Annotated in this window: 10 protein-coding genes; 7 read left to right on the forward strand and 3 right to left on the reverse strand. The window is 70.3% G+C overall.

Annotated features, from left to right (window positions below):
- Positions 1-16: 16 nt before the first annotated feature.
- Positions 17-3,598 (reverse strand): multifunctional oxoglutarate decarboxylase/oxoglutarate dehydrogenase thiamine pyrophosphate-binding subunit/dihydrolipoyllysine-residue succinyltransferase subunit, encoded by a 3,582-nt coding sequence (locus AB0M08_RS03110; protein ID WP_364487476.1) that lies wholly within the window; start codon positions 3,596-3,598, stop codon positions 17-19.
- Between the two features lie 820 nt (positions 3,599-4,418).
- Between AB0M08_RS03110 and AB0M08_RS03115 the strand changes: the two genes are divergently transcribed.
- From AB0M08_RS03115 to AB0M08_RS03125, 3 genes are all read left to right on the forward strand, one after another.
- Positions 4,419-4,631 (forward strand): hypothetical protein, encoded by a 213-nt coding sequence (locus tag AB0M08_RS03115; protein WP_364487479.1) that lies wholly within the window; start codon positions 4,419-4,421, stop codon positions 4,629-4,631.
- Between the two features lie 179 nt (positions 4,632-4,810).
- On the forward strand, positions 4,811-5,809 hold the full coding sequence (locus tag AB0M08_RS03120) for a helix-turn-helix domain-containing protein (RefSeq protein WP_364487482.1): 999 nt from the start codon (positions 4,811-4,813) through the stop codon (positions 5,807-5,809).
- A gap of 228 nt (positions 5,810-6,037) precedes the next feature.
- A complete protein-coding gene (locus tag AB0M08_RS03125; RefSeq protein WP_364487485.1) occupies positions 6,038-7,090 on the forward strand; it encodes a hypothetical protein in 1,053 nt (350 codons plus the stop codon).
- Positions 7,091-7,168: 78 nt separating this feature from the next.
- On the opposite strand, the gene AB0M08_RS03130 is transcribed toward AB0M08_RS03125, so the two are convergent.
- The gene (locus AB0M08_RS03130; protein WP_364487488.1) at positions 7,169-8,473 is read right to left on the reverse strand and encodes a hypothetical protein; all 1,305 of its coding nucleotides are present in this window, start codon (positions 8,471-8,473) and stop codon (positions 7,169-7,171) included.
- A 168-nt stretch (positions 8,474-8,641) separates the two neighbouring features.
- Here AB0M08_RS03130 and AB0M08_RS03135 point away from each other — a divergent pair, with 168 nt between their 5' ends.
- The 4 genes from AB0M08_RS03135 (at position 8,642) to AB0M08_RS03150 (ending at position 15,224) form a co-directional block, all read left to right on the forward strand.
- The gene (locus AB0M08_RS03135; protein ID WP_364487491.1) at positions 8,642-9,262 is read left to right on the forward strand and encodes a response regulator transcription factor; all 621 of its coding nucleotides are present in this window, start codon (positions 8,642-8,644) and stop codon (positions 9,260-9,262) included.
- 153 nt (positions 9,263-9,415) lie between these two features.
- Positions 9,416-12,439: a hypothetical protein gene (locus AB0M08_RS03140; protein ID WP_364488022.1), complete on the forward strand. Its 3,024-nt coding sequence runs from the start codon at positions 9,416-9,418 to the stop codon at positions 12,437-12,439.
- Positions 12,436-13,155 (forward strand): DUF4255 domain-containing protein, encoded by a 720-nt coding sequence (locus AB0M08_RS03145; protein WP_364487494.1) that lies wholly within the window; start codon positions 12,436-12,438, stop codon positions 13,153-13,155. The genes AB0M08_RS03140 and AB0M08_RS03145 overlap by 4 nt, the downstream gene beginning before the upstream one ends.
- Entirely contained in the window at positions 13,152-15,224 is a 2,073-nt protein-coding gene (locus AB0M08_RS03150; protein WP_364487497.1) for an ATP-binding protein, read from the forward strand. The genes AB0M08_RS03145 and AB0M08_RS03150 overlap by 4 nt, the downstream gene beginning before the upstream one ends.
- 6 nt (positions 15,225-15,230) lie before the next feature.
- On the opposite strand, the gene AB0M08_RS03155 is transcribed toward AB0M08_RS03150, so the two are convergent.
- Positions 15,231-16,526: a hypothetical protein gene (locus AB0M08_RS03155; protein WP_364487500.1), complete on the reverse strand. Its 1,296-nt coding sequence runs from the start codon at positions 16,524-16,526 to the stop codon at positions 15,231-15,233.
- Between the last annotated feature and the right edge of the window lie 52 nt (positions 16,527-16,578).

Raw genomic sequence — 16,578 nt, forward strand, 5'->3', positions numbered from 1 at the left:
CTTTCACGTGGGGTGGTTATGGGCGGGGCAGTGATGCTTCGATCAGTGCCTGTTGTTCGGCTTCGTGCATTTTGGCGGAGCCGACTGCGGGGGCGGCTGCGGCGGGGCGGGAGATGCGGCGTAGTCGTACGCCTTCGATGTGTTCGAGCAGGTTGAGGGCGACGAAGGACCAGGCGCCCTGGTTGGCGGGTTCTTCCTGGACCCAGGCGAAGTCTTCGGCGTTCGGGTATTGCGTCAGGACGGCCTTGAGTTCGTCGATGGGCAGGGGGTAGATCTGTTCCATGCGGATGATCGCGGTGTCGGTGATGCCGCGGTCGGTGCGGGCTTGGAACAGGTCGTAGTAGACCTTGCCGGAGCAGAGCAGGACCCGTTTGACGGAGTTGGGGTTCAGCGCTTGTCCGTTGATGCCGGCCTCGGCGAGGACGGGTTGGAAGGTGCCTTGGGTGAAGTCGGCGACCGACGAGATTGCGAGTTTGTGCCGTAGCAGCGATTTGGGGGAGAAGACGACCAGAGGTTTGCGTTTGCTGGACAGGGCTTGGCGGCGTAGTAGGTGGAAGTAGTTCGCCGGGGTGGTCGGGTTCGCCACCCGCATGTTGTCTTGCGCGCATAGTTGTAGGAAGCGTTCGGGGCGGCCGGAGGAGTGGTCCGGGCCTTGGCCTTCCTGGCCGTGGGGTAGCAGTAGGACCAGCGACGACTTTTGGCCCCATTTGACTTCGCCGGAGGACAGGAATTCGTCGACGATCGATTGGGCGCCGTTGACGAAGTCACCGAACTGGGCTTCCCAGAGGACGAGCGCGTCGGGGTTTTCGACGGAGTAGCCGTATTCGAAGCCCATCGCCGCGTACTCGGACAGCAGCGAGTCGTGGACGAAGAATCGGGCGTTGCCGGTGGCGAGGGTGCCGATCGGGAGGAAGTCTTTGCCGGTTTGCGAGTCGACGATCGCGGCGTGTCGTGAGGTGAACGTGCCGCGGCGGGAGTCTTGTCCGGCGAGGCGGACGGTGACGCCCTGGGCGAGCAGCGAGCCGAACGCGATCAGCTCGCCGAAGCCCCAGTCGATGCCGCCGTCGGTGGACATTTTCGCCCGCCGGTCGAGTAGTTGCTGGACTCGTTTGTGGGCGGTGAATCCGTCGGGTAGTTCGATGTGTGCCTGGCCGACGGCGCGGACGGCGTCGGCGGTGATCGCGGAGGTGACCTCGGGTTCGGGTTCTTCGGCGATGATGTGTGGGCGGGGTGGGCTGCCGGCGGCGTCGCGGGTGGCTTTGAAGACTTCTTCGAGGCGGGACTGGTAGTCGCGCAGCTGCTCCTCCGCGTCCTGCACGGTGATGTCGCCGCGGCCGATCAGCTCCTCGGTGTAGAGCTTCCGCACGCTGCGCTTGGTGTCGATGATCTGGTACATCCGCGGGTTGGTCATCGAGGGGTCGTCGCCCTCGTTGTGACCGCGGCGGCGGTAGCAGATCATGTCGATCACGACGTCCTTGTTGAACGTCTGCCGGTATTCGAAGGCGAGTTTCGCGACGCGGACGACGGCCTCGGGGTCGTCGCCGTTGACGTGGAAGATCGGGGCTTCGACCATGCGGGCGACGTCGGTGGAGTACATGGTGGAGCGGCTGTACTCCGGGGCGGTGGTGAAGCCGACCTGGTTGTTCACGATCACGTGGACCGTGCCGCCGGTACGGTACCCGCGCAGCTGGGACAGGTTCAGGGTTTCGGCGACCACACCCTGACCGGCGAACGCGGCGTCGCCGTGCACCAGGACCGGGAGCACGGTGTAGCCGTGCAGGCCGAGGTCGAGGCGGTCCTGCTTGGCGCGGACGATGCCTTCCAGGACCGGGTCGACGGCTTCCAGGTGTGACGGGTTCGCCACGACGCTGACGGTGGTGGCGTGTCGGCCGTTCGGCGTCGTGTATCTCCCGGTCTGGCCGAGGTGGTATTTGACGTCACCGGAGCCGTGCGCCGACTTCGGGTCCATCCAGCCCTCGAACTCGTTGAACAGCTTCTCGTACGGCTTGCCGACGATGTTGGTGAGCACGTTCAGCCGACCACGGTGGGCCATGCCGATCACCATCTCGTCCAGCCCCGCCTCAGCCGAGGACTGCAACACCGCGTCCAGCAACGGGATCAGCGACTCACCGCCCTCCAACGAGAACCGCCGCTGACCGACGTACTTCGTCTGCAGGAACGTCTCGAACGCCTCCGCGGCATTGAGCCGGAGCAGGATCTGGCGCTGGCTGTCCGAATCGGGAACCTTGTGTCCCACTTCCACATGTTCCTGGACCCAGCGGCGCTCCTCCGGGTCCTGGATGTGCATGTACTCGATGCCGACCCGCCGGCAGTAACTGTCCCGCAGCACGCCGAGCACGTCGCGCAGCTTCATCTTCTCCTTGCCGGCGAAGCCGCCGACCGGGAAGGCGCGGTCCAGGTCCCACAGGGTCAGGCCGTGCTGCAGTACGTCCAGGTCGGGATGCTTACGAATGGTGAACTCGAGCGGGTCGGTGTCGGCCATCAGGTGACCACGCACCCGGTACGCGTGGATCAGCTCGACCACCCGCGCGGCCTTGTCGATCTGCCCCTCGGAGGTCCGGGCCACGTCGCGCACCCAGCGCACCGGCTCGTACGGAATCCGCAGCGAGGTGAAGATCTCGTCGTAGAACGCGTGCCCGCCGAGCAGCAGCTCGTGCATCACCTTGAGGAACTCGCCGGACTGCGCGCCCTGGATGACCCGGTGGTCGTACGTGCTGGTCAGCGTGGTGACCTTGCTGACCCCGTGCTCGGTGAGCATCTCGTCGCTCATCCCGGCGTACGGCGCCGGGTACTCCATCGCACCGACACCGATGATCGCGCTCTGCCCGTTCATCAACCGCGGGATCGAATGCACCGTGCCGATGCCACCCGGGTTCGTCAACGAGATCGTCGTACCGGCGTGGTCATCCATGGTCAGCTCGTTACGGCGAGCACGCCGCACGACGTCCTCGTACGCCTGCCAGAACTGCCGGAAATCCATCTGCTCACAGTTCTTGATGGAAGGCACCACCAAGCTGCGCGACCCGTCCTTCTTCGCCAGGTCGATCGCAATACCGAGATTCACGTGCTCCGGCTGCACCAGGTTCGGCTTGCCGTCGATCTCCGCATACGAGTAGTTCATCTCCGGATGCGCGATGACCGCACGAACCAACGCCCAACCGATCAGATGCGTGAAACTGACCTTGCCACCCCGCCCACGCGACAGATGGTTGTTGATCACGATACGGTTGTCGACCATCAACTTGGCCGGAACACCACGCACCGAAGTAGCAGTCGGAACCCCGAGCGAAGCCTCCATGTTCTGCACGATCTTGCCGGCCACGCCACGCAGAACCGTGGTTTTCGCGCCGGGCGGGGCGGTGCCGTTCGCCGAGGGCTGCGACGCGGCCTTGGCCGGTTGCGCCTTCGCGGGCGATGCGGTGCCGGTATACGGCTCGAAATCCGCGAAGAACTCGTGCCACGCGGGGTCCACACTCGTCGGATCTGCCAGGAAGAGCTGATACTTCTCTTCCACGATCCAATCGTTCGGCCCGAATGAGGCCAGCCGAGCCGGATCCGCGTTTGTTTCATTTGCCATGTTGCTCGCAACCACTCGATCGTCGGGAGTAGACCGGGGCCTGGACGGCTCCTCGGTCGGTTGCGGGGCACCTCGTCATCGGCACGCGGTTTCCCGCAGAGAAGGGCGAAGGTCAGGCGGCTCTCGGAGCGCGGTGCGATTCCGAGTGATCACCGGACGTGCGGCGGTGTCAGTTGGAATGGCGCAATCGTGACCTTTCCGCATGTTGTGGCGAGGGTAGCACCACCGGGAACCGCGACCAACCGCGCTAACGGCCTTGGTCGCGCGGCTTGAGCGAGACTCAAGGTTGCCTGATCAGAGGCTTGTTTCGAGGCTGTCCGGTAAGCCCCTGAACACCCTCGGACTCCTGACGACACCATGATCCACAATGTACCCAGGGGTCACAGCCCTAGCTTGAGGTTCAACCCGTGCGGCGTGGCCTCGAGGACGCCAATGCGGGGGACCTGCGGCCGCTGGTGCGGATGTTCGCGCGCCTGGAGGGTGTCGCTCTGCGGTCGGAGCTGATCCACCCGACTGGGGAGGTGCCAGCCGGGTCGTGGTTGCGGGTGAGGGGCTCAATCGTCCAGGTTTTGGACGATTTATCCGGTGCAGCATCTGTACTTGGAAGGCGCGGTCCTCGATGGCGGGCGTCAGGTATTCGATCGGCATCAGCGACAGCGGGGGGAGAGGGCGAACTGCCTGCGCCCGCGGTCTGAGGTCCTGTTCGCTCTGGCGGCTGCCGCCAGGAACCGTCAGTGCCATCGCCCTGACCGAGGTGCTCCGCGGCGGTCCTCGGGACGCTTCGGTCCATCGTGTGCTGTCCCGGATCGTGGTGCTTCCCGTGAGTCAGGAACTGGGATGGCGAGCGGGAGAGCTTCTCGGCGCGGCCGGGCTGTCCGGGCACAGATGCGCCATCGACGCGGTGGTGGCCGTGACGGCACTGGAGCTACCCCGTCCCCTGCTTCTGCTGACCAGGGATCCCGGCGATCTGACCCGGCTCGTCGAGGAACCGGGCCGGCCCAAGGATCAACGGATCGCCGTGATCCACGTGTAGTCCGCCGTCGGCGTCGAGGTGGGCTGATCCGGTCAATTCCAACGTCGCCATGGGACGTCAGCCCGGCGGCGGGTAGGTGGTGAGAAACGCGGCACGAGCGGACGGCCGTGTCCTTCGCCGTGCCGGATCGTTGTGCGGGTGGCGTGGTCGGTTTCGGAGAAGGCGCCCGGGGTGCGGTGATGAGGCAGGTCTTCGAGGCGTCTGATGTCGAGCACGCCGAGCATGTCCTCCGCGAGACCTACGGTGGGAACATCCGCGTCGACACCGGGCGCGTGCCGGCGGGCATCCGGCTGGAGACCGCGCCGATCGTGCCGGGGCTTCGGCTCGATCAGATCGATCTCGGACTCGACTTCGGGTTGCGGGCGGAGCCGCTCGGGGTGCTGGTGATCTGCCGGATACGGTCGGGGAGTCTCGCCTATCGATGTGACGGGGGCCCGCGGTCGTACGGGCCGGGTGACGTCTTCATCCCGGTGCGGCCCGATGAGGCGTACGCGGTCAGCTGTGCAGAAACGGACTTCACCACGGCGGTGCTCGATCCGGCCCTGCCCGGGAGGATGGCGGACACCGAACCGGGGCGCCGTCCGGAGCCGGTGCGGTTCAGTGGGCACGCACCGCTCTCGCTCGAAGCGGCGCAGACCTGGAATCTCGCCTACCGCTACGTTCGCGAGGCGATCAGCTGCGTCGACGAGGCGATCGGTGGCGCCGGCGAGATGCCTCCGATCGGCGGGCCGGTGGTGAACCCGCTGCTCGCGGACAGTGCCACCCGGCTGCTGGTGGCCACCGCGCTGACCGTCTTCCCGAACAACGCGCTCGCCGACCCGACGATCGAGGACAGACGCGACGCGCACCCGGTGACCCTGCGCCGGGCCGTCGCGTTCATCGACGAGAACGCGCACCGGGAGATAGCCCTGGCCGACATCGCGGCGGCCGCGCACGTCACCGGCCGCTCGTTGCAGCTCTCCTTCCGCCGCCATCTGAACATCACCCCGATGGGCTATCTCCGCCGCGTCCGCCTCGAGCACGCGCACCGCGACCTCCTGGCCGCCGACCCGGCCGCCACCACGGTCATCGCCGTCGCCGCACGCTGGGGATTCCTCGACCACAGCCGCTTCGCCGCCGCCCATCACCAGGCCTACGGCGCCTCACCCGCACAGGCCCTCCGCGACGGCGCCGGCTGATCGCCTTTCTTGCGCTTTCTGGCTTTTCACGTACGGCCGTCCCGCTCCCGACCCGCTCAAAAGGCGGCCGGGTCAGCGTGCGACGGCCGTCCCGCTCTCCAGCCTATCGACATGGGTGAGCGTGAGATGGCCACCGGATGACATCTCGGATTTCCGGGAAACGGGAGGTACCGGGGCTCGATCGCGTTCCTAAGCTGGGCCCGGGAGTCCACTTCAGACCGTATCGGAGTGATGGTGAGACGGCACGATCACGGCCAACGGCAGTCCGGGCGGCCCGGTGGCACGCCGCACCGGCACGAGCACGGGCACGACCCGGCGGCGGGTGTGCACGGACAGATCGCCCTGCTCCAGCGTACGGCCGGGAACGCCGCGGTCGAGCACCTGCTCGCGCAGCGCATGCACGACCGCCGCCTGTCCCAGGAGGACGACTCGGACGACGAGTTCTTCGACGCGATCGAACAGCAGGACGCCGAGGCCCCGGCGCAGGAGCCGCCGGCCCGGGAGCAGCCCGCGCAGGAGACCGGCGGCGGCATCGACCTGGCCGCCCCTCTCGCGCCTCTCGCCGCCGTGCGGCAGTTGCTCGCCCAGGCCGGGCTCGACGAGGCGACGGCACGGCGGCTGACCGGCGAGATCGTGGAGATCGTGGCCGCCGGCGGTGGCGTCCAGGAGGTCGCGATCCGGCTCTCCCGCGAGGGCAGTGTCACGACCGAGGGGGAGGGCAGTGTCACGACCGAGGGGGAGGGCAGTGTCACGACAGAGCGGGAGGGCAGTGTCACCGCCGGGGAGGAGCCCGAGGCGCCGGCTGCGGAGGCCGCGGTCGCCGAGCAACAGAAGGGCTTCTGGGACGGCGACCTCTACAAGGGCGTCGGCAACCTCGGCGCCGGGGTCGGGATGCTTCTCCAGATCGTCGGCATCGCCACCGGCAACCGTACGCTCTCGATGACCGGCGCCGGGCTGACCGGCCTGTCGTCCGCCGGTGACCTGGGGTCGGAGCTCAACCGGCTCTGGGAGAAGAAAAACATCAACTGGGGCAAGGCGGGCGGCGGCGCGCTCGGCGTGCTGGGTGGCGCCCTGAACATCAAGGGCATCTCGATGCTCGCCGCGGGCACCAGCGCCACGCTCGCCACGAACCCGGTTCGCAACGCGGGCCTCTCCATCATCCTGGTCGGCCAGGTCGTCAAGGCGATCGGCGAGGGCAAGAAGTGGGAGGAGTGGGGCATCTTCGACAAGTCACGGAAGAGGCGGGAGCCCACCACCGCCCTGGAGATGCAGGCCCGCTGACCGAAAAGGACAGGAACGAGGAAGGGCCCGCGCTCCACGGGGGAGAAGCGCGGGCCCTTCCGGCCTGTGTGGAACCGGTCAGTCGTCGGACGTGGTCTTCTTCGTCTTGATCATCAGGCCGTTGAGGTACAGGGACTCGCGGCACTGGGTGGCCGGGGAGGCGTTCGCCGGGGTGCCGGGCGTACGGCAGCTGACCAGCATGCTGATCTTGGCGCCGGCCGGGACCCGGATCGGGGTGACCGAGTGGTAGTCCTGGTTGCGGAAGTTCTCCAGGGCGTACGTGACGACCGGGACGCCGTTCGCGGTGACCCGCAGCGTGCCCTCGTCGCCCTGCACGTTGTCCACCAGGAAGTCGGTGAGCAGGAACGTCTGGCCCTGCGGGACGGTGTAGCTGCGCTCGGCCGAGCCGGACTTGTTGGTCCGGAAGGTGATCGCCGCCGAGAACTGCTCGCCCTGCCCGTTCCCGGTCGCGCCGGTGCCGCCGCCGTCGCCGGTGCCGCCGCCCTGCTGGCCGGAGCCGCCACTGGGCGCCGCGGTGGTCGCGGCCGGCGCCGGGTCCGGCGGGGTGGTCGCCAGCTCCGCCTCCTGGGCGGCCCGCTCCTGCGCGGTGTTCTGGTCGACCGCCTCCTTCGCGGCCGACTTCACCGCCGGGCGGACCAGGCCGAACCAGAGCGCGAGCAGTGCCAGCAGCAGCGCGAGCAGCGCCGCCAGCAGCTTGAGCAGCCCGGCCGAGATGATCGGCTTCTGGACGAAGACGCCCTCCATGGCGAGGACCCGGCCGCCCTCGGGCTTGGCCTCCGCGGTGAACGGGAACTCGCGCGGCGGACCCCACCAGTGCCAGCGCCGGGCGCGGACGGTCAGCGAGGTCTCGGCGCGGGTGCCGTTGCCGATGATCGCGACCGGCGGGCGGAGCGCGAAGGTGACCTGGTCGGTGCCGTCGACCGCGGCGAACGCGACGTCCTCGGCCACGTTGCCGTGGTTGTCGGTGTCGATCCGGTACCGGGCCTGCTTGATCCCCGAACGGGAGCCCGGCTGGAGCTGGGTGGTCACCTCCTGGAACGGCTCGACGGTGAGCAGGCCCTCCTGCACCACGGTCGCGTCCGGGTGTTCCGAGGGGACGACCCGTACGCCGAAAGGCCTCTCACCCGCCGCGACCCGCGCCGAGCGTGGCGGGGCGAAGGTGACCGTGACGGTCTCGCTGCCCGCGGGATAGATGGTGACGTCCGCCGGCTCGACCCGGGCCCACTCCGCCGTTTCGCCGAGGACCTCGATCCGATAGGCCTCCACGGTGTCGCCCGAGTTACGCACGGTCACCGGGACCGCGACTGTGGAGCCGGGGGCCACCGAGACGGTCTCGCTCCCCAGATTCGCCGATGCACGCATGGTGCTGAGCGTCAGGCATCGACGAGCGCAACAGTAGGGCCGTCCGGGAACGGTCTCGGGCAAACCCGTTGCCCGTCCGGTACGCGGCCCTTGGCGTCCACAATCCGTTAAGTACTTGCTAAGGCCCTCCGGTCAGAATGTCCGTGTCACACCGAAGGGGGAACGATCATGCAGCGGGTGCCGGTATATGTCCAGGCCACGGATCCGATCACGTTGCTCGGCATGAACAGCCACCTTGCCGGGCGGCCCGAGATCCGGGTGGTCGGCGAGGCGGAACGGGCGTCCGCGGCGGTCACCGTCGTCGTGCCGGACACGGTCAACGAGGAGACGTACGCCACTCTGCGTGAGTTGCGCCGCGGGACGAGCCGGCTGGTGCTGGTGCCGTCCACTCTGGACGACGCGCAGCTCTCCCGCGCGGTCGAGTGCGGTGTCGTCGGCGTGGTGCGCCGCTCCGAGGTCTCCTCGACCCGGCTGGTCCAGGCGATCCTGGGCGCCGCGAAGGGCGAGGGCAGTGTCCCGGGCGATCTGCTGGGCCGGCTGCTGGAGCAGATGGGCCGCCTGCAGCGCGAGGTGCTGCACCCGCGCGGTCTCACGCTGCGTGGCCTGACCACCCGCGAGGTCGACGTGCTCCGGCTGGTCGCCGAGGGCCTGGAGACGCGCGAGATCGCCTCGAAGCTCTCCTACTCGGAGCGGACGGTGAAGAACGTGTTGCACGAACTGACCACCCGCCTCCAGCTCCGGAACCGGGCGCACGCGGTCGCGTACGCCCTACGCCACGATCTGATCTGATCACGCTGATCTGATCACGATCCGGCCGGTTCGGCATTTCGGCCGAGGGCACAGATCCTGCCCCCAGAACTGCCCCGGCGCCCGGTGCGGGCGCCGGGGCTTCCGTCTGACGATGTAACCCCGTCTGTCTTCCCTGAGGTGTCTCACGTGCGAATGTCTCGGACGTTCACGGCCGCCGCGCTGGCCGCGCTCGTCGCGGTGCCGGTGGTGTGGGCGGTGGTCGCCGGTGAGGCGGGCGCCGCACCCGGCGATCCGCCGCTGGCCGCGTCCGACCTGCGGGTGGCCTATGTGGGCACCGCCCACCGGTCGATCGGTGTGATCACCGGCAGCGGCGCCACCGCGGTCACCACCCCGCTCTTCAACACCACCGTGCAGCACTTCGACGACGAGGCCTCGGCCCGCGGCGCCACCGTGACCTGGGTGAGCCGCCGTACGTCGCGGCTCGCGCAGGTCTGGGTCCGGACCGGCAGCGGCGACCCGAGGCAGCTCACCACGGACACCGCGCAGGTGGCGAGCCATCCGGTGGTCTCGCCGGACGGCGCCACGATCGCGTACGCGATGACCCGCGAGGGCCAGGGCAGTGCCCGCGACGTCTGGACCGTCCCGGTCGCCGGGGGCACTCCGGCCCGGGTGACCGACGGGACCGGCGACAACTACTGGCCCTCCTGGTCGCCGGACGGTACCGAGATCGCCTTCGAGGGCAAGCGCGGGAGCGATGTGCCGCAGGTCTGGTGCATCCCGGTCGTGAACGGCACCGCGGCCTACGTCACGGACGTCGCCGGTGGGGCGGGGGAGCCGTCCTGGAACCCGGTGGACCGGAGCCTGATCGCGTACACCGCGGCGCCGGCCAGCGCGAACGACCGCAAGGTGCACATCGTCGCCCCGGACGGCACCGCCGACCACCTGATGCTGAACAGCGTGTGGGAGAGCCGGGAGGCCGCCTGGTCGCCGGACGGCGTCACGGTCGCGTTCGTCAGCCGCAGCACCCAGCCGGACGGCGCGATGGACGACGTCGAGAAGGTGTACAGCGGCGTGCCGCGCGCCGACGGCTGCCCCTGCATCGCCGAGCTCCAGCTCCAGGAGGACCGGTCGGTCGGCACCCCGAGCTGGTACGACCCGGACGGCTCCGGCGAGCGCCTGCTGATCACCCGCACCACCGCGGCGGACCGCTACACCGCGGACCTCTCCGACGTACGGCCGGACGCGGTCGACCCGCGGGACCTGGGCCTGACCGTGCTCCGCGAGGACACCGGCGCGTCCGCGAACCCGGACCTGCTCTGGAACACCACCGGCGGTGACCCGTGGACGTCCCGGCCGTCGTACTCGCCGGACGGGCAGCGGATCCTGATCAGCCGCTTCCAGACCGAGGGGACGACCCGGGTGGCGCGGCTCTGGACGGTCTGGGCGGACGGCACCAACGCCGCGCAGTTCACGCTGCCGGACCGCACGGCCACCGGGTCGGAGACCCAGGCGGTCTGGTCACCCGACGGGACCCGGATCGCCTATGTCCTGCGTACGCCGGGAGCCGCGGCCCGGATCGTCGTCGTGAACGCGTCCAGTGGCGCGCTGGTCACGACGATCCCGACGAGCTACGACGCGGTCGGCGACACCCAGCCGGCCTGGTCGCCGGACAGTACGACGCTGGTCTACTCGCACGGCCAGACCGAGGGCAGCACGGCGAACAGCCACATCTGGACCGCGTCCGCCGACGGCACCGGCACCCCGATCGACCTGACCCTGCTGTCGGGCGGCACCGGGCGCGCCGACTACGGCGCCGCCTACTCCCCGGACGGCAACGAGATCGCGTTCGGCCGGGCGCCGGACGGCATGCTCGTGATGAACCCGGCCGGTGGGGGCTGCCGGGTGCTGGTCCCGGCGGGCGACACCTGCTCGGGCACGCTGACCGCACCGGACGACGGGCCGCACCACCCGCGCGAGATCGACTGGTCGCCGGACGGCGCGTACCTCGCGCACACCGCCCGCCGGTACGCCGCGGACACCGAGCCCGATTACGTCAAGTCGTACGAGATGAGCAGCGGGGACCGCGACGGCCTGACCTGGGAGATCCCCGGCCGTCACATGTGGCCGGCCTGGCAGCACGCCAGCGATCTGACCACCGCGGTGGTCAAGGAGCCGGAGACCTTCACCACCGGCGAGACCACCACGGTGAACCTCTCGGTCACCGACAACGGCCCGGTCACCGCGAACGGCGTGCACGTCGACTTCACCGTGCCCGCAGGCTTCAGCGTCACCGACCTGGCCACCGACACCGGCACCTGCGACGTCAACGCGCTCCGCTGCGACCTGGGCTCGCCGGGCATCGGCGTGACGGTCGTCGTGCGGGCGACGATCACCGCGTCCGCCGCCGTGACCGGAGTGCTGAGCTGGACGGCGGCCGGCTGGCTCTACGACGCCTCCCCGGTGGACAACACCGCGTCGGTCGGCGTGACGGCCGAGGCGCCGCCCGCCTCGCCCAGCCCGTCGGCCCCGGCCTCACCCAGCGCGTCCGCCTCGGTCCCGCCGGTGCCGCCGGTGGCGCCGGACCCGCCGGAGCTGGTGGTCAGCGTGGTGATCAACCCGTCGCCGACCTTCGTGGGTCACCGGACCACGGTGCGGTACACGATCCGCAACATCGGCGGCAGCACCGCCACGGACGTGACCATCGAGCCGAAGCTGCCCTCGGGCATCCCGGTGGTCTCCCGGCCGGGTGCCTGTGACGCGACCGTCTGCCGGATCGGCGACCTGCCCGCGGGCGGGGTCAGCACGCTGACGTTCATCCTGGTGCCAGGGAAGAAGACCAGCACGACCGTACGCGGCACGATCACCGCGGACACCCTGGACGACCTCGACGTCAGCAAGGTGTTCCAGGTGCTCGAACCGCGGATCGAGGTCACCCCCGAGGTGGGGCCGCCCGGGTTCGTCACGAGCGTCCGGGGCTTCGACTTCCCGCCCGGCGTCAAGGTCCGGCTGGCCTGGGACACCGGGGTGACCGTGGCGGCCAACCCGGCGGTGCCGGACGCGAAGGGCCGGTTCGACGCGCAACTGCTGGTGATCTGGAAGGACGAGCTGGGCGCCCGTAGGGTGCTGGCGACCGGCTCCGGGTTCAGCCCGGCCGAGGCGGACTTCTTCGTGGTCCAGCCGGCGCAGCAGCCACCGGGTCTGGTGTGGCGTAAGTGATCGACGAGGTGGACGCGGCGCTGATGGCGCTGCTGACCGAGGACACCCTGCCCGGCACCGACGTGCAGGTGGCGTTCGACGCGCCGACCAAGGAGTGGACCGCCCGGCGGACCGCGCCGACGGTGAACCTGTTCCTCTACGACATCCAGGAGGACATGACGCTGCGCCAGGAGGGTTCGGCGGTCGAGTACGCCGCGGACGGCGCGGTGGTGGCCGAGCACGACGCGCCCCGCTACTTCTCGCTCTCCTACCTGGTGACCGCGTGGACCAGCCGGCCGCAGGACGAGCACCGGATCCTGTCGATCCTGCTCGCCGGCCTGGTCCGGTACGACGCGGTGCCGCCGGAGCGCCTCACCGGGACGCTCGCCGGGCTGCGGATGCCGGTCTCCATGACGATCGCCGTACCGCCCGCGCGGGACCGGGGTCTCGCGGACATCTGGACCGCGCTCGGCGGCAACCTGAAGCCCTCGCTCGACCTGGTGGTCCTCGCGCCGCTCGCGGGCGGCAGCGTCCGGGCCGCCGCGGCGGTCACCGACGGGCTGCGGCTGCGGACCCGGGACGTGCAGTCCGGAGCGGACGAGTCCCGCCGGCTCAACCTGCCGGACGTCCCGGCCGAGGACCCGGACGGCGCACTGGGCGGGCCCCGGGAACGCGAACTGCCCGCCGAGCGCCGCCGCCGCGGTGACGGCAGCCGGCCGCTGGGACAGCGCCGGTGAGCGCCCCGGAGGAATCGGTGCCGGACGAGCTGGGGCGACCGGAGCCGGAGACGGCCGGGCCCGCGTACCTCGGCGCCCGGGTCACGCTGGTCGAACAGCGGGTACGGCGGGCCGTCGAGGTGCGGCAGTCCACCGACCCGCAGCCGGACGACCCGCTGCGGGGCCTGCACATCTCGCACGCCGAGGTGCGCCGCCTGCTCGACGACCCGGCCGCCGGACCGCTGCCGGACCTGGTCGACCGGGACGCGCTGGACGCCGCCGAGGAGGCCGCCGAGCGTGCCGAGAAGGCCGGCGCCCCGGTGCCGCTGCGCCGGCTCGCCGAGGAGTTCGGCCTGCTCCCGCTCGACGTCGAACTCCTGCTGATCGCGCTCTTGCCGGACCTCGACCGGCGGTACGAGCGGCTTTACGGATATCTCAACGACGACGTCACCCGGCCGCGCGCCACCGTCGGGCTCGCCATCGAGCTGTGCGGGGTGCCCTCGGTGCTCGGCGGTGCGCGGGCCCGGCTGACCGCGGGGTGCCCGCTGGTCGACGGCGGGCTGCTGCTGGTCGAGGAGGCGGACCGGCCGTTCCTGACCCGGACGCTGCGGGTCCCGGACCGGGTGACCGGGCACCTGCTCGGCGACGACCGTCCCGACCCGCGCCTGGGCCGCCTGCTGCGCCCGGCGTCCGGGTTCCAGGAGAGCTCGCCGGGGCTGATCGAGGCGCTGACGGCCGGGCACCGGCTCGCGTACGTGCACGACCCGACGGGCGGCGCGGCCGAGGAGCTCGCCGCGGCGGCGCTGGCCGGGCTGGGCCGCCCGGCGTTCCACCTGGACCTGGAGGCGCTGGCCGGCGATCCGGCCCCGGCCGAGGCGGTCGCCGCAGCGGTCCGCGAGACGCGCCTGGCGGGTGGCGGCCTGATCGGCGGGCCGGTCGACCCGGCGCACATCGGGCTGCTCGCCGGGCTGCTCGACGCGCCCGTCCCGGTGTTGCTGACCGGGCGGTCCCGGTGGGATCCCCTGTGGTCCTCTCGTCCGCCCGTGCTGGTCACGGCGCCACCGCTCGGGGCGGAACGGCGGGTGGCGGTCTGGTCGGCGGCGTTGGATGATCTCGGTCTCTGTCCGGAGGAGGGCACCGACGTCGCACGGGAGCTCTCGCCGTACGTCCTGAGTGTGAAGCAGGCACGGAAGGCAGCTGCGGTAGCGGCGCAGAAGGCCCTGATCGCCGGCGCGAAGCGCATCGGCGGCGACCATATCCGGGACGGTGTACGCAGTCAGAACGCCGCCGGTCTGGAACAGCTCGCCCGGCGGGTGGAACCCGGCGTGACCTGGGACGACCTGGTGGTGCCGCCGGACACCGGTGAGCAGCTGCGCGATCTGGCCGGACGGGTGCGGCACCGGGAGCGCGTGCTGGGCGACTGGCGCCTGCGGCCCGGCGGCGGACGGGGACGCGGTGTGACCGCGCTCTTCGCCGGCGACTCGGGCACCGGCAAGACCATGTCGGCCGAGGTGGTCGCCGCGGATCTCGGCCTGGACATGTACGTGGTCGACCTCTCCACGGTGGTGGACAAGTACGTCGGCCAGACCGAGAAGAACCTGGAGCGGATCTTCACCGAGGCGGCGGGCGTCAACGGCGTGCTGCTCTTCGACGAGGCGGATGCGATCTTCGGCAAGCGCTCCGAGGTGAGCGACGCGCACGACCGGTACGCCAACATGGAGAGCGCCTACCTGCTCCAGCGGATGGAGTCGTTCGACGGGGTGGCCATCCTGACCACGAACCTGCGGTCCAACCTGGACGAGGCGTTCATCCGGCGGCTGGATGTGATCGTCGACTTCCCGGTGCCGGACCACATGCAGCGGCGGGCGCTCTGGGACCACTGCCTCGGCACCGAGCTGCCGCGCGCGACGGACGTGGACCTGGTCCGGTGCGCCCGGATGTACGAGCTCTCCGGTGGCGCGATCCGGGCGTGCGCGATCAGCGCCGGCTACCTCGCGGCGGCCTCGGGCGGCCCGGTCACCATGGCCCACCTGGTCGCGGCGGCGGAACGGGAGTACCGCAAGATGGGCCGCCTGCTGCCGATCGGCTGACCGGGCTCAGGTGGCCTGCGGACGTGGCGTGCCCATGTCGATCTCGATCCACGGGCTCATCAGCTCCGGGGTGATCTTCCGGTCGGCACGCCGCGTCTCCATCCGGCCACGGGCGTCCTCCTCGCTCTGCGTCTCCAGCGGCCAGAACTCGGTGGTGCCGTCCACCTTGACCAGCGCCCAGTACTGATAGTGGGTGAGGGTCAGGTAGATCCGCTTGCTCCGGTAGTCGAGCACGATCTTGGTGTTGTGCTCGCCCTTCGACCCGGCACCGGTGTACTCCGCCAGGCCACGAGGGGCCTCGGCGGCGTTCTGCACGGACGAGCCGGCCCCGCTCTGTGACGCACGATGGTAGTGATCCTGCAGGAGCGCGCTCTCCGCCGGGACGTTCTCCTGGCTGGCCTTCGGGAGCTTCCCGGCGTCGTCCTGGTGCCAGCTGCGCAGCGTGCCGGGCTCGGTCGGGCTCTTCACCCGGCGGCCCCGCTCGTCCGCCGTGCGCTCGTCCAGGAGGGATCCGCTCTCCAACTGGTAGCGCACGTCGAAGAGCAGGTTGAGCATCGGCCGGGGCAGGATGGCCCGGGCCTTCGCCCAGGTCAGCCTCTCGATCGGCAGTTGGCCGGGGGTACGGGCGGCGCTGGGGCCGGTCTCGAATCCCGCGGTGCCCAGGGCGGGGCCGGCCTTGTCCCACATCTCCTGGTCGTCGGCCCAGGTCGTCGACATGGCCTGCTGACTTCCCTTGTTCAGGACGTTGTGCTGGTGCCCCTGCAGCTGCGGGTTCACGCTGTACCGGGTCGCGTGTGCGGACCGCCCCCGCAGCGCCTGGTTGATGAGCGGGATGAGACCGTCCAGGAAGGCGGCCTGCTCGCCCACCTCCTGCCCGGCGGTCAGCGTGCGCACATTCCGGCGGAGGGTGTCGACCTTCGTCTTCTCCGCCTTCAGCCTGCTCTCCTGCTCGTCCGTGGCGGCCATGCCGATCGCCGCGTCCAGGTCGTCCAGGACCGCGATCACCAGGTAGTCCATCAGCTGTGGCCGGGTCAGCCGGGTCACGTCGTCTTTGCCGTGCGCGGTGGCGTAGCCCTGCGGGGTGACCTTGACGGCCTGTGTCAGCAGCCCCTCCCGGCGCGCCGCCTCCTCGGGGGCGAGTGGTGCGAGGGCCCGCTGGACGACCTGGCCGACCGCCGCGTTGCCGATGCTGCGCTGCAGGAGATGCAGACGGGCCGCTTCCGGGGCAAGATGTGTCCTGTGTAGACGAGGCCCGGCCGTCCGGTTCTGATCCGGTCTGGTCCGGTCGAGCCCCTGTCGCATCCCCTCAGTCAACACCACCGCGCGGCGGTCGCTCGGGCACGCTTTGTGCCCT

This window comes from Actinoplanes sp. NPDC051851 (genome assembly GCF_040681165.1).
Lineage (GTDB): Bacteria > Actinomycetota > Actinomycetes > Mycobacteriales > Micromonosporaceae > Actinoplanes.